The 13019-nt window shown below is 61.1% G+C and carries 14 protein-coding genes; 8 read left to right on the top strand and 6 right to left on the bottom strand.

What is annotated here, in order from left to right; all coding sequences use genetic code 11:
• Window positions 1-227: 227 nt before the first annotated feature.
• Window positions 228-746: a Spy/CpxP family protein refolding chaperone gene (locus L6639_RS39780; protein WP_237866951.1), complete on the top strand. Its 519-nt coding sequence runs from the start codon at window positions 228-230 to the stop codon at window positions 744-746.
• 244 nt (window positions 747-990) lie between these two features.
• Here the strand turns inward: L6639_RS39780 and L6639_RS39775 are convergent, their stop codons facing one another.
• Window positions 991-1245, bottom strand: coding sequence for a hypothetical protein (locus L6639_RS39775; protein ID WP_237866950.1), 255 nt, complete (start codon window positions 1243-1245; stop codon window positions 991-993).
• 293 nt (window positions 1246-1538) lie between these two features.
• On the opposite strand from L6639_RS39775, the gene L6639_RS39770 reads away from it, so the two are divergent.
• Window positions 1539-1973, top strand: a complete 435-nt coding sequence (locus tag L6639_RS39770; RefSeq protein ID WP_237866949.1) for a hypothetical protein — start codon at window positions 1539-1541, stop codon at window positions 1971-1973.
• A gap of 44 nt (window positions 1974-2017) precedes the next feature.
• On the opposite strand, the gene L6639_RS39765 is transcribed toward L6639_RS39770, so the two are convergent.
• The 4 genes from L6639_RS39765 to glgC form a co-directional block, all read right to left on the bottom strand.
• Window positions 2018-2218: a hypothetical protein gene (locus L6639_RS39765; protein WP_237866948.1), complete on the bottom strand. Its 201-nt coding sequence runs from the start codon at window positions 2216-2218 to the stop codon at window positions 2018-2020.
• Window positions 2219-2469: 251 nt separating this feature from the next.
• Window positions 2470-2988 carry a hypothetical protein gene (locus L6639_RS39760; protein ID WP_237866946.1) on the bottom strand — a complete coding sequence of 173 codons (519 nt, stop codon included), beginning with the start codon at window positions 2986-2988 and terminating at the stop codon, window positions 2470-2472.
• A gap of 93 nt (window positions 2989-3081) precedes the next feature.
• On the bottom strand, window positions 3082-4533 hold the full coding sequence (gene glgA, locus L6639_RS39755; protein ID WP_237866945.1) for a glycogen synthase GlgA: 1452 nt from the start codon (window positions 4531-4533) through the stop codon (window positions 3082-3084).
• Window positions 4530-5792 carry a glucose-1-phosphate adenylyltransferase gene (gene glgC / locus L6639_RS39750; RefSeq protein WP_237866944.1) on the bottom strand — a complete coding sequence of 421 codons (1263 nt, stop codon included), beginning with the start codon at window positions 5790-5792 and terminating at the stop codon, window positions 4530-4532. Before glgC ends, glgA begins: the two co-directional genes overlap by 4 nt.
• Window positions 5793-6160: 368 nt before the next feature.
• Between glgC and L6639_RS39745 the strand changes: the two genes are divergently transcribed.
• The 5 genes from L6639_RS39745 (at window position 6161) to L6639_RS39725 (ending at window position 9876) form a co-directional block, all read left to right on the top strand.
• Complete coding sequence (locus L6639_RS39745; protein ID WP_237866943.1) at window positions 6161-6574, top strand: hypothetical protein; 414 nt, start codon at window positions 6161-6163, stop codon at window positions 6572-6574.
• A gap of 363 nt (window positions 6575-6937) precedes the next feature.
• A complete protein-coding gene (locus tag L6639_RS39740; protein WP_237866941.1) occupies window positions 6938-7783 on the top strand; it encodes a CmcJ/NvfI family oxidoreductase in 846 nt (281 codons plus the stop codon).
• Window positions 7784-7886: 103 nt separating this feature from the next.
• Window positions 7887-8201 carry a septal ring lytic transglycosylase RlpA family protein gene (locus tag L6639_RS39735; protein ID WP_237866939.1) on the top strand — a complete coding sequence of 105 codons (315 nt, stop codon included), beginning with the start codon at window positions 7887-7889 and terminating at the stop codon, window positions 8199-8201.
• Between the two features lie 43 nt (window positions 8202-8244).
• On the top strand, window positions 8245-9414 hold the full coding sequence (locus L6639_RS39730; protein WP_237866938.1) for a Gfo/Idh/MocA family protein: 1170 nt from the start codon (window positions 8245-8247) through the stop codon (window positions 9412-9414).
• Window positions 9415-9669: 255 nt separating this feature from the next.
• The gene (locus tag L6639_RS39725; RefSeq protein ID WP_237866937.1) at window positions 9670-9876 is read left to right on the top strand and encodes a hypothetical protein; all 207 of its coding nucleotides are present in this window, start codon (window positions 9670-9672) and stop codon (window positions 9874-9876) included.
• A gap of 223 nt (window positions 9877-10099) precedes the next feature.
• On the opposite strand, the gene L6639_RS39720 is transcribed toward L6639_RS39725, so the two are convergent.
• Window positions 10100-11410, bottom strand: coding sequence for an ABC transporter substrate-binding protein (locus L6639_RS39720; RefSeq protein WP_237866936.1), 1311 nt, complete (start codon window positions 11408-11410; stop codon window positions 10100-10102).
• 455 nt (window positions 11411-11865) lie between these two features.
• Between L6639_RS39720 and L6639_RS39715 the strand changes: the two genes are divergently transcribed.
• On the top strand, window positions 11866-12996 hold the full coding sequence (locus L6639_RS39715) for a sugar ABC transporter substrate-binding protein (protein WP_237866935.1): 1131 nt from the start codon (window positions 11866-11868) through the stop codon (window positions 12994-12996).
• The last annotated feature ends 23 nt before the right edge of the window (window positions 12997-13019 follow it).

Raw genomic sequence — 13019 nt, 5'->3', positions numbered from 1 at the left:
GTGCCTTGGCGCTTTTTGGACGCCGGTCAGTTCGGCGTGCGGAGCCTCTTTGTCGCCGGCGTCCAAAAACCTGCACAACAGCAGTCCTTTCCTTGATCATCCTGACTGCGGAATCCGATTGCTGTCGCAGGCTTGGGCAGTCTTCGTCACAAGAGGTTGAGTTTGACCTCGATCAACACCTCCTCGTCTCAGTCCTCTCAGATTGGTCCGAGAGATCGGAGGGTTTCATGCGCAAGACGCTGATTTATGGCGTGGCGTTGGCGGCGATTGGGGCAGCCATCGCGGCCGTTCCGTCGAAGACACATGCGCAGCGCGGCTATGGCGGCATGATGGGCTCCGGCCAAGGCTACGGCATGATGGGAAACTACGGCCGGGGCATGATGAGCGGTTGTCCGATGATGGACGCTACGGCCGATGGCAAGCCATCGACTTTCGCGACGGGGCGTATCGCATTCCTCAAGGCGGAACTGGGCATTACCGATGCTCAAAAGAGCGTCTGGGAGGCTTACGCAGAGACAATCAAGGGCAATCTGCAAAGCATGCAGGGCATGTGGCAGACCATGAAGACAGTGGCCGACGCCAAGACCCCGGCTGATCGCCTTAGCGCGCAGATTGCCGCGATGGAAAGCCGGGTCGCTGCGCTCAAGGAGATCAAGCCGGCCCTTGAGAAGCTCTACGCGGCACTGAGTGACGAACAGAAGAAGAAGGCAGATGAGGTGCTCACGGGCATGGGTTGCATGATGTGAGGCGCGGAACGGTGTTGGTGTTCCGTCCTCTTGGTTCTTGCCGACATCGTTGGAGCAGAGGAAAACTTACCGGTCTGGCGGCTCAATGTTGACCGCCACTCCCGGTTCTGTGGTCCCGAGGAGTAAAATAAATGATGTAGGGCAATGGGTCGGATGGGGGAATGATGGGATGGGGCTATGGTGCCTTGGCCATTTCTAACATGCTCCCCTGGATCGTACTCGCGGGCCTGATTGTCGCGGCGGCTTACGACCCCTTCGGGCTCTTATCCATGGCGTGAATGGCCACGGTGTCGCTGCCGTCGTGCCCGAGCTTTGATGCACACTTAGAGGTTTTAGCCGCAGAGACCGTGCAATAACCGGCCGAGTTGGCTACCGGGCTTAATATCTGGCGCTCTGAAGCGACTTGCGCTTCCGAGAGATGAGCCTCGGACAGATAAAGGTGAGTCTTCGGCAGCAGAAGAATAATTCCAAGAACGATGAGCTTTAATCCCAGTCGCATGCTCGCCTCCACTCCTTGATAATTGATAGCAGGAGATGAAGCGTCAAAAAAATCGGGTCGGTACCCTAAGGGGATGTACGCAGGAGAGAGGCCGCTTGTGCGTCCCGCGCCGACGTCGGCGAGGTCGCCTATGGTCACGAGCGCCGTTTGGAAGGTCGGTCGGTTGCTTCCGGCCTACCCCCAATGAACCGACAACTGATGACGCCGGCTGAACTTCGAATTCGGGCCACAACCGAAAATTGACTTTCGTGGCTGCGCTCGACTAAGCAAGCGCTGAGTTTATGGAGCGCCCAATGGCCGAACAATCCAGCAGCGCGGGTGAGTACAGGTTTTTTCTCGACCTGTTCATCGTGCATCCAACTTTGGTGCCGGACGAAATTACCAAAATCCTAGGAATGGAGCCGACGTCACTCATTGTGTCGGCGCTGCCCGAAGAACCCCGAAGGGCACGCCTCTATCCGGAACGTATGCTAACACGCGATGGCGGCGCGATATCAAAGCCAGCGGCGGAACAGCAAGCGTCATTATTCAATTCATGGACGGCTTTCTCGCCGACGAATTGTCCAGCGCAACGCTTGCTCGACTTGTCGATCTCGATTTGTCACTCGGGATCGAGTGCTACGCGGGTCTTCCGCAGTCGCGGACGGCTCCTTCTCGATGACTGCTTTGGGGCCACAACCGGACTTATGCATCGCAACAAAAGTCAGAAATCCGCAAGGCCAGGCTGACTCCAAAAGTCGTGTGGGCAGAATCTTCGAGGGCGTAGGCCGTTTCAGCTCACGTGCACTTTGCCATTCACGTCGCTCGTAAAGGTCAGCCCCATAAATGTAAGCGAGCCGCCGCGCGCGTCGATAACATCGCTGCTTACATGGTTAGGATCGGTTTTCATGCCGCCGCTAACCTTTTCAAGGTCCTGCGCTGTCAGTTCCGTCTTGTTGTTATGCATATTGTTGCTTCCGATTGTATCAGTCATCACATGCCTCTTTGGTTGGCGCGATCATCCGATGCCGGTGCGACCACATTTGGCATCATTGCTCTGGTCGGTATGTGACGGCCATCACGAAATATCTCATGGGCTTTGTGCGTGACAGAAAAGCCTTGCCGCTTAAGTCGGCTTGGGGTCAAAATCGGCGGTCCCGAGCGCCGCAATCCATTTCCGGTCTACATCTGACAGCCGACGCCTGGACGAGCATCCCACTGGGCAGCGATGGGCCGGAAGCAGACCTACCTCACGTCGATTGTGTCTACCCAAATCGGCTGGCGAAACTCTGCGAGTGCTGCTGCAACATCCTTACGCGTAGCTTCAGCACGTGTGGATCCCGTCGGTCCTGTGAATTTGATAATTACCTTTTCAGGATCGAATTTCGGCCGCGCGTCGGTCGCCCAAGATAGCTCCCCGGCACGAATTTCGATGACGTCTCGACTGGTGCATGCGGCGTCGATCGATGAGAATATCTGCTTTGCTTCATCGACGGAAAGCCTCATCGATTGACTATCACCAGCTCCGACTGACACTAGGGTGAAACCAGACTGCTCAACGCAGAAATATAGGCCGTTGGTCAGCGCAACAGTTTCCTTAGGTCTCAGCTCGGCGGCAAGGTGGGACCACGCTTGAGTCCCTTTCCGCGACAGAAACCGTCCCAGCAGGTCAAGAAAGACCTTAATCCGTCGGTGATCATTCATGGGTTCGGTTCTGCCGTGTGGACGGATGACGACCAGAGCATCTCTGTCATCGATAAGCATTGCAAGACCGCTTTGGGTCAAAACCCGCTGTGGCGGCCAGCTCTGCCCTGCGTCCGCTCTGCTCCGCGGATTACGCTATCGGCTAATCCGCCCTCACGTACGGCGTGACGCCATCAGGCCGCGATACAGCGCTGCATACTCACCCGCGCGGTTGCGCCAGGACACGTCGGTGGCAAGGCCGCTCAATTGCAGCCGCCGCCAGGTTGCCTTGTCGTGGAAGGCGGCGTTGGCTTTCCGCAGCGTGCCGGTGAGGGCGCCAGCCGTCACCGGACCAAACTTGAAGCCGGTGGCGTCACGTCCTGTTTCGCCGATGTCGATGATGGTATCCTCGAGACCGCCGACACGGGAGACGATCGGGACCGCGCCATAGCGCAGCGCGCAGAGCTGGGTCAAACCGCACGGCTCGAACCTCGAGGGCACGAGCAGCGCGTCGGAGCCGGCCTGGATCAGATGGGCGAGAATCTCGTCATAGCCGATCATCACGCCGATCCTGCCGGGATTGGCGCGCGCGGCGGCCTGATAGCGCTCCTGAAGATCGCGGTCGCCGCTGCCGAGCAATGCAAGCTGCATGCCCTGATCCAGGATCGTCGGGATCGCCTCGAGCAGCAGGTCGAGCCCCTTCTGCCAGGACAGCCGGCTGATGACGCCGAGCAGCGGCGCCTCGTCGGAGGAATCGAGATTGAACTGCTGCTGCAGCACCGCCTTGTTCGCGGCCCGGAACGTGAGGTCCTGCGCACCGAAGCGATAGGCGATATGCGTATCGGTTTGCGGATTCCACACGGCGATGTCGATGCCGTTGAGGATGCCGCTCAGCACGCTGGCGCGCTCGCGCAGCAGGCCGCCAAGTCCCATGCCGCCTTCGTCGCTCTGGATTTCATGAGCATAGGTGGGCGACACCGTGGTGATGCGATCGGCCAGTTGCAGCCCGGCTTTCAGGAAGCTGATGCCGCCGAAATATTCAAGGCCGTGGACGTCGAACGATGCGTCGTGGGGCAGGCCGATCGCGCCGGCCAGCGCGCGGTCGAACTTGCCCTGATAGGCCATGTTGTGAATCGTCATCACCGTGCCGGGCCGCGGCCCGCCGTCGTAGTGCAGATAGGCCGGCGCGAGCCCGGCCTGCCAGTCATGGGCGTGGACCACGTCGGGCACGAAACTTGCGACGAGACCGCGGCCGATATCGGCCGCGACCCGCGCCAATGCTGCGAAGCGCACACCGTTGTCCGGCCAGTCGACACCCTCGGCGGTGACGTAGGGATTGCCCGGCCGCGCATAGAGATGCGGCACGTCGAGCACGAACAGATCGAGCCCCTCATGCGAACCGGCGAGCAGGCGCCCCGGTCCGCCGAAATAATCCGACCAACGCTGGATTTCGTCCGCGCCCGAAAGCCGCCGCATCACGTCGGGATAGCCCGGCATCAAGGTGCGCATCTCGACGCCATGCGCCTTCAGCGCAAGCGGCAGCGCGCCGGCGACATCAGCGAGGCCGCCGGTCTTGACGATGGGATAGACTTCAGAAGCGACCGCGAGGACGCGAACAGGCGTCATGTATTGAGCCTGTCGATCATCGGCTGAGTGATCAGCGAGATGCCCTGTTCGGTGGTGCGGAAGCGTTTGGCGTCGAGCTCCGGATCCTCGCCGACGACGAGGCCTTCGGGGATCTCGACGCCACGATCAATCACGACGTTTTTCAGCCGCGCGCCGCGCCCGACATTGACGTAAGGCATGATAACGGCGTTCTCGACATTGGCATAGGAGTTGATGCGCACGCCGGTGAACAGCAGCGAGCGGCGCAGCGAGGCGCCGGAGATGATGCAGCCGCCCGAGACCAGCGAGCTCACCGCCTGGCCGCGCCGGCTCTCCTCGTCATGGACGAACTTGGCGGGCGGCGTGATCTCCGCATAGGACCAGATCGGCCAGGCGCGGTCGAACAGATCGAGCTCCGGCACCACGTCGGTGAGGTCGATATTGGCCGCCCAATAGGCATCCACCGTGCCGGCGTCGCGCCAGTAGGCACGCGGGTCGCTGCCCGAGCGCACGCAGGAGGTCGAGAACCGATGCGCGATCGCGCGGCCGTTCTTGACGATATAGGGGATGATGTCCTTGCCGAAATCGTGACTGGAGTTCGGGTCCTCGGCGTCGCGCTTGAGCTGGTCGAACAGGAATTTCGTATCGAACACGTAGATGCCCATGCTGGCGAGCGAGACGTCAGGCTTGCCCGGCATCGGCGGCGGATCCTTGGGCTTCTCGAGGAATTGCTGGATCCAGCCGTTCTCGTCGACATGCATGATGCCGAAGCCGCTCGATTCTGCGCGCGGCATTTCGAGGCAGCCGACGGTGACGTCGGCGCCGCTGTCGACGTGCTGGCGCAGCATCACCTCGTAGTCCATCTTGTAGATGTGGTCGCCGGCCAACACCACGATGAACCGGGCGTTGTGCGACTCGATGATGTCGATGTTCTGGTAGATCGCATCCGCCGTGCCGACATACCACATGCTCTCGGAGACGCGCTGGCTCGCAGGCAGGATGTCGAAGCTTTCGTTACGCTCGGGGCGGAAGAAGTTCCAGCCCATCTGGAGATGCCGGATCAGGCTGTGGGCCTTGTACTGCGTGGCAACCGCGATGCGGCGAATGCCGGAATTCACCGCGTTCGACAGCGCGAAATCGATGATGCGGGATTTGCCGCCGAAATAGACCGCGGGCTTGGCGCGCCGGTCGGTCAATTCCAGCAGCCGGCTGCCGCGGCCGCCGGCCAGGACAAATGCCAAAGCCTGGCGGGCAAGCGGCTCATTTCCGGCAGCACTCATGTCTTCCTCCCACTCGTCTGGCGCAAGCCAAATTCTGGCGTAAGCCAAGGCCTTCGCGAAGTGCCTTCCGGCCGCGCATCATTGGAACCGATAGTAACGGTACGAATAGGTAATCGGGAAGGTGCTTGTTGGTTGCGAACGCACGGGAAGCTTAACGCTTTGGCCGCGGCGGGAGCGCCTCGGGTGCCGTCGCTCGGCGGTCATAAATCAGGCATGCCCAGCCGTCTTGTGCGCTGCACGCAAGGTTCGAGGCTTTGACTTGGCACTTCGACTTGGCACTTTGACTTAGCACTTTGACTTGGCGCAAGGATGAAAGATCCTGGCCTGCGATGCTCTTTTCAACGAAACATCGGACAGGGAGTAAGACGATGAGTCTCTGGAAAATGGCAATGGCCTGCTCGTTGACGGTCGGCGTCATGACCGGCCAGATCGGGCAGGTATCGGCGGCACCGATGCCGACCAATGTGGCGACCATGAAGGCCGCGGCCGGTGATGACGTCACGCAGGTGCATTGGCGTGGCGGCGGCTGGGGCTGGGGCCTCGGCGGCTTTGCGGCCGGCGCCATCATCGGCAGCGCCATCGCCGGCGCGCCCTACGGCTATTACGGCGGCGGGCCGTATTACGGTTACGGCTATCCGGGCTACGGCTATGCGCCGTCCTATTATGGTTACGGCTACGGACCGGCCTATCCTCGTTATTATCGCCCCTATCGTCCGTATTACGGCTATCGCTACGGCTATTATCGGCCGTACTACCGTCACTACTACCGCCGCTATTGGTGACCGCGCAGGCGGACGAGGTCGTCGATCGCTCGTCCGCGTGATTGCAGCTACGCGCATCGCTCTCGCAGATAGGCCCCGGCTCAGCAGCGCAACGTCGAAGACACGCATAAGCGCGCCCTTGGTGATGTGAAGACGCGCGTAAACGCGCTTATGGTGATGCGCGCGTCCGGGGCACGAGGCTTCACAAGCCTCTCAAGCGTCCGTGAAGTGCACGGAGCTATTCCAACTCGATCGGCTTCCCCGACACTTTCCTTCTGCATTTCATGCCGACAACGACACCCACATTGCTATTTGCGCCGCCTCCCTTGTCTCGCACGCCGCGTCGTCAAAAATCAACCCGACGACCACATCGGGAGACCGGCCATGGGCCTGCAAGAAACAAAAATCGAATCGCTTCCCTTCGTCACCGCTGAGCTCAACTACCTTGCGCCTGTTTCAGGCAAGCCGCGCACCTATGCTTTCGATCCGCCGCCGGGCGAGCCAAAAAGCACCTCGCTACCGGAGCCGCATAATGTCCCGATTTTCGACGCGCGACTGATCGCGCAGAATTTCTCACTCGACCGCGAAGGATTTGCGCTGGTGCGCCATCCGCATCGGGTGCGGGACTTCTACAACGACGAGGAAATCCGCAGCGTCTACTATCCGGCCGTCGAAGCCTTCCTGCGCGCGACCTTGAAGGCCGACCGCGTTGTCATCTTCGATCACACCGTCCGCAAGCGCGTCGAGGGCGCGCCTGATACTCGCGACGGCGGGCCGCGCCAACCGGCGACCCGCGTCCACGTTGATCAGACCATCATCTCCGGCGCCAATCGCGTGCGCGAGCATCTGCCTGACGAGGCGGAGGAATTGCTTAGAGGCCGTGTACAGGTGATCAACCTCTGGCGCCCGATCCGCGGTCCGTTGCGTGATTCACCGCTCGCCATGGCCGACGGCACGACGGTCGCGCCGGAAGATCTCGTCGCCTCGGACCTGATCTATCCCGATCGCCGCGGTGAGATCTATTCGGTGAAATACAATCCCGATCATCGCTGGTTCTATTTTCCGGAGATGACGAGCGACGAGGCGCTGCTGTTGAAATGCTATGATTCCGCAACTGACGGCCGCACCCGCTTCGGGCCGCACACCGCTTTCGTCGACCCGACCACGCCTGCCGATGCGGCCCCGCGCGAGAGCATCGAGGTGCGCACGCTGGTGTTCCACAAACAGTAACAATGTGTGATGGACCCGCCGGGCATGGCCCGGCGGAGTTCCTGGAACCATCTGGAACTTGACGACGTTGCAGCGCGGGGCAGGGCCAACCGGGAGCGGTGCCGTGCGAGCGCAGCCGACGTTATTGTTTTGTCTGACCACATTCTCGCTTTCTGCATTTTCCGTCGCCCACGCCGAAAGCGGACTTGCCTCATATTATGGATATGGAAAAGCCGCGAGGAGCGGCGAGCTGACCTGCGCGCACCGGACGCGCCCGTTCGGCAGCGTGCTGAAAGTGTCCTACAGCGGACGCACCATTCAGTGCCGCGTCAATGATCGCGGCCCCTTCATTCGCGGCCGCATCGTCGATCTCTCGGTGCCCGCCGCCCGTGCGCTCGGCATGATGAGCGCAGGCGTGGTGCGGGTCTCGGTGGAATAGCTCCGCCGTCGCGCTATAGTGCGCTCCAGATCAAGGGGGCGCCATGGCCAGGATCAGGGTCGGACTCGTCGGCTGCGGCTTCGTGTCGGAGCTGCACATGTATGCGTTCCGGCGCGTCTATGGCATCGACGTCGAGGTGACGGCGGTCGCCGCGCGCGGCGACCATGTCGTCGCCTTTGCCGCGCGCCATAACATCCCGCGTGTCTATCGCAGCCTTGCGGAGATGATCGCGGACCGCGACCTTGACGTGGTCGATATCTGCACGCCGCCCAATCTCCATGCCGAGATGATCGTCGCCAGCATGCAGGCCGGCAAGCACGTCATCTGCGAAAAGCCCTTTGCCGGCTATTTCGGCCGCGATGGCGACGAGCGGCCAATCGGCAAGCGCGTACCGAAGGCGCTGATGTATGAGCGCGTGCTCGAGGAGATGGACGCAACCCGTGCCGCGATCGAGCGCACCGGAAAACTCTTCATGTATGCCGAGGACTGGATCTACGCGCCCGCGGTGACCAAAACCGCGGAGATCCTCAAGGCGACAAAGGACAAGGTCCTGTTCATGAAGGGCGAGGAGAGCCATTCCGGTTCGCACGCCGCGCATGCCGCGCAATGGGCGATGACCGGCGGCGGCTCGCTGATCCGGATGGGCTGCCATCCGCTCTCCGCCGTGCTTCATCTCAAGCAGGTCGAAGCGAAAGCGCGCGGCGAGATCATCAAGGTCGCCAGCGTCACCGGCGATGTCGGCAATGTCACTGAAATCCTCAAGCCGGAGGAGCGCAGCTACATCAAGGCCAACCCCGTCGACGTCGAGGATTGGGGCACGCTGACCGCGACTTTCTCCGACGGCACCAAGGCCACCGTGTTCTCCGGCGACATGATCATGGGCGGTGTGCGCAATTTGATCGAGACCTACACGTCAGGCGGCTCGCTGTTTGCCAACATCACCCCCAACAATCATCTGATGAGCTATCAGACGTCCGAGGAGAAGCTCGCCTCCGTCTACATCACCGAGAAGGTCGACCGCAAAACCGGCTGGCAATATGTCTGCCTCGAGGAGGAATGGACGCGCGGTTATCTCCAGGAGATCCAGGATTTCATGGAATGCGCAGCGACAGGACGGCAGCCGTTGTCGGACCTTGCGCTGGCCTACGAGACGATCAAGGTGAACTACGCCGGCTATTGGGCGGCGGAGGAGGGGCGGCGGGTGGTGCTGTAGCGTGCCGGCAATGTCTCGGCCTTCGCCTACCAGGCACCGACGGCCATCATCACGACGATGGTCAGGCACGAGAGGCAGGCGATCGACGCAGCATAGAATTCGGGGGTGTTCAATGTCGCCTCCTGAAATCGACCGCCTTCCTGAAAGACTGTTGTCGCGAGGTGATTATTCCCTCGAGCGCTTCAACTCGGCATCGTGCTTCCCGTCCATCCCATCCGCATCGGATGGAGCGTCATCCGGACGAAAGAGCTTTGGATGTTTGCCGACGAGCAGAAGCTGCCTGCGCATCTCGGCAAGGCGGGCACGGCAAAATTCCTTGTAGAGCAATTCGAATATGGCGGGCACTGTCACCCCCATCGTTGGAATTCAAGCTCTGAAATATGTGATCCCGCTGGACGGCTTCGAAAATGCGAGCCGGTTTGCCCTGCGATGCCAACCCAGGCTGAAAATGCCGTCGGCTGACCGGTTTGTACGTACGAAATCGAGCGCCACTAGTAACCCAGATCACACTCTAGAAGGCTTTTGTTTCAAAAAGACTTCGTCTCACAACCAGCGCGAGTTGTTCGAGGGGCGAAATTCCAACTCTAGCGCGAACAGGATGACCGGTGGGTGCAAGTGTTCCTGCTTGCACGCGGTTGTCGGCGCGTTGTCGGCGCGGCTCACTTACCCCTGTGATGCGTCAGTTTCACGCCCCGTAGGTCGATCCCTTCGGCAATGGAAACACCGGATCCTGCGTCCTGATGTTGGTCGGCCACACCACGGAAATGTGCTCACCGGCATTCTGCATCACCACCGGCGTCGAGCGTTCGTTCTGGCCGGACAGCGGCGTGCCCGGCGGGAAGAACTTCACGCCATAGCCCTGGATGGTGCCGCCGGGTGGGATGTCGACGTCGAGCGCGGCCTTGCGGATCGCTTCCGGCTCGAAGCTGCCATATTTCTCTTTCGCCACCGGCAGCACGTTGTTGAGCAGCACCCAGGTCTGGTTAAAGCCCATCGAGCAGTGCGGCGGCACGTCTGTCGCGCCGGTCTTGGCCTGGTAGCGCGTGACCATGGTCTTGATCAGGTCGCCCAAGCCCGGCGCGAGCTTCGACGGATCGAGCAACTGCGCAGGCACTGGATCGATATTGCAGAAATTGTCGATGTCGGTGCCGAAGGTCGCCCGCAGCTTGTCGAGCTGGCTGTAACCGGCGCCGTTGCCAAACAGCATCTTGAAGCGCAGCCCGCTCTCGCGCGCCTGCCGCAGAAGCAGGGTGATGTCGGGGTTGTAACCGGCATGCGAGATCACGTCGGCCTTGGCGCGCTTGATTTTGGTGACGAGCACCGAAAGATCGGGAGCCGATGCCGAATAACCCTCCTTCAGCACGATCTGGAGACCGGCTTCCTTGGCATAGGCCTCGTCCGCGGCCGCGACCCCGACGCCATAGGGCCCATCCTCGTGGATCAGCGCGATCTTGACGTCCTTTGGATCCATTCCAAGCTTTGCCTTGGCGTGCTCGCTCATGAAGCCGGCGAAGGCCTGACCGTACTGGTCGGAGTGGATCTGCGCGCGAAACACATATTGCAGGTTCTTGTCCTTGAACACGGCGGTCGACACCGCGGTCGTGATCCAGAGGATCTTCTTCTGCTGCTCGACCTTCGCGGCCATCGGCACGGCATGCGCGCTGGAATAGACGCCGTTGATGATGTCGATCTTCTCCTGGCTGATCAGGCGCTCGGCCTCGTTGATGGCAACGTCGGCCTTGCTCTGGGAGTCGGCGGGGACAGGCACGATCTTGGTCTTGCCGCCAATGCCGCCCTTCTCGTTGACGAGATCGATGGCGATCTGCGCGCCGACCGAGGAGGCGACCGAGCCGCCCGCGGCGAATGGTCCGGTGAGATCGTAGATCAGGCCGATGCGCAAATTCTCGGCTTGCGCCTGGGCCCGGGTCCAATCGAGGCTGAGTGTGGCGGCGGCAGCCGCCGTACCCTTCAGCAGCTGCCTGCGTGAAGTCGGCATCCTATCCCTCCCTCCGGTCAGTCGTTTGCGACTTGCCTTATGTTTTCCGGCAAGTATTTGGAGGGCGATTCCGAAAGTCAACATGCGCCGCACTAGGCAATTCGGATGCATGCAGCCGACCGTGATCGCGTCTGCATTTTTCCCTGAGTCTCATTCTTTTTGCGCAGTGCCGTCTTTGGTTCGCAATCATTCGCCGGCGCTGCATCGGGGTGGCGCTGAACATCCGCTTGTCATGCGGGTATTTTCAGCTTCGTCGCAACGCGGCATCATCTCCCGCAGATGTGATGGCATTGCTCCACGCGTTCGCAGCAGGGCAGGGCCCATGACCGGCATTCGGCTTGTGCGCATCGGAGGTTGCGTGGCATCCTAGCGCGGTAAATTGCACGGGAAGCCCAATTCCCGGCTTGGCCATTGCGCCGCGTTAAGGGTGGAAACAAAAGCTCAGGAGAAGAGATATGGTGTGGACGCTTCGTTTTACGGGGCTCGCTTGCGTTGGCCTGTTGCTGTCTTCGGCCAGCGCCCTCGCAGGGCCCAAGGTCGTGTCCGGTCCGGGCGCCGATCCCGCATGCTTCAAGCCCTGGTCTGCTCAAACCAAGTTCTTCCAGTGGGATAAGAAGCCCGGTCCCTACAAGATCGCCCTCGTCAACGGCTTCGTCGGCAACACCTGGCGCATCCAGATGGTGAAGACCGCAAAGGCCTTCGCCGCGCAGCCGGGCATCAAGGAGAACATCAAGGAGTTCAAGGTCGTCTCGACCGGCACCGATGTTGCAGCGCAACTCGGCGCGATGGAGGACTTCATCAATCAGGGCTTTGACGCCATCGTCACCATCGCGGTCGCTCCTGACGGCTTCGACCGCATCATCCGCCTCGCCGACAAGAACAACGTAGTCGTGGTGCCCTTCGACAACGTCCTCGACACCGACAAGGTGATGATGGTCAACGAGGACCAGAAGGAAATGGGCCGCATGTCGGCAAAGTGGCTGATGGATGAGAGCGGCAAGAAGGGCGGCGACATCCTCGAGGTCCGCGGCCTGCCGGGCAACTCGGTCGACCGTGATCGCCATCTCGGCTTCCGCGAGGTCATGGAAGCGCCCGGCAACAGCTTCAAGATCACCGAAGTGGTCGGCAATTGGGACACCGGCACTTCGCAGAAGGTGACGGCGGACGCGCTGGCCGTGCACGGCCATTTCGATGGCGTGTTCACGCAAGGCGGCTCGGACGGCACCGTGCAGGCGTTGATGGCCGCCAAGCACCCCTTCGTCCCGATGTCGGGCGAGGGCGAGAACGAGTACCGCAAGCAGATAGCCGATCACGCCAAGGACGGTCTCAAGGGCATGTCCTACGGCCAGTCTCCGGCGCTCGTCGCGATCGCCACCAAGGCGGCGATCTCCGCGTTGCAAGGCAACGTCATGCCGCAGCTGATCTCGATCCCGATCCCGGTCGCGACCTACAAGGACCTGAAGCCCGGCACCAATTACTGGCCGGACCTCAACGCCAACTTCTTCGCGCCGAACCAGTTCACGCCCTGTGGCGTCAACTTCACGGCTCCGGAGATCATGTCGCAGAGCGAAAAGAACACCCAGTGAGCCTACTGGAGACGTTACGGTTG

The organism is Bradyrhizobium zhengyangense (assembly GCF_022012555.1).
GTDB classification, from domain to species: Bacteria; Pseudomonadota; Alphaproteobacteria; order Rhizobiales; family Xanthobacteraceae; genus Bradyrhizobium; species Bradyrhizobium zhengyangense.
This window is presented reverse-complemented; position numbering and strand designations above follow the sequence as displayed.

Coding starts and splice junctions, on each gene's coding strand:
- L6639_RS39780 (WP_237866951.1), top strand. CDS start 228: ATGCGCAAGACGCTGATTTATGGCGTGGCGTTGGCGGCGATTGGGGCA.
- L6639_RS39775 (WP_237866950.1), bottom strand. CDS start 1,245: ATGCGACTGGGATTAAAGCTCATCGTTCTTGGAATTATTCTTCTGCTG.
- L6639_RS39770 (WP_237866949.1), top strand. CDS start 1,539: ATGGCCGAACAATCCAGCAGCGCGGGTGAGTACAGGTTTTTTCTCGAC.
- L6639_RS39765 (WP_237866948.1), bottom strand. CDS start 2,218: ATGACTGATACAATCGGAAGCAACAATATGCATAACAACAAGACGGAA.
- L6639_RS39760 (WP_237866946.1), bottom strand. CDS start 2,988: ATGCTTATCGATGACAGAGATGCTCTGGTCGTCATCCGTCCACACGGC.
- glgA (WP_237866945.1), bottom strand. CDS start 4,533: ATGACGCCTGTTCGCGTCCTCGCGGTCGCTTCTGAAGTCTATCCCATC.
- glgC (WP_237866944.1), bottom strand. CDS start 5,792: ATGAGTGCTGCCGGAAATGAGCCGCTTGCCCGCCAGGCTTTGGCATTT.
- L6639_RS39745 (WP_237866943.1), top strand. CDS start 6,161: ATGAGTCTCTGGAAAATGGCAATGGCCTGCTCGTTGACGGTCGGCGTC.
- L6639_RS39740 (WP_237866941.1), top strand. CDS start 6,938: ATGGGCCTGCAAGAAACAAAAATCGAATCGCTTCCCTTCGTCACCGCT.
- L6639_RS39730 (WP_237866938.1), top strand. CDS start 8,245: ATGGCCAGGATCAGGGTCGGACTCGTCGGCTGCGGCTTCGTGTCGGAG.
- L6639_RS39725 (WP_237866937.1), top strand. CDS start 9,670: ATGTTTGCCGACGAGCAGAAGCTGCCTGCGCATCTCGGCAAGGCGGGC.
- L6639_RS39720 (WP_237866936.1), bottom strand. CDS start 11,410: ATGCCGACTTCACGCAGGCAGCTGCTGAAGGGTACGGCGGCTGCCGCC.
- L6639_RS39715 (WP_237866935.1), top strand. CDS start 11,866: ATGGTGTGGACGCTTCGTTTTACGGGGCTCGCTTGCGTTGGCCTGTTG.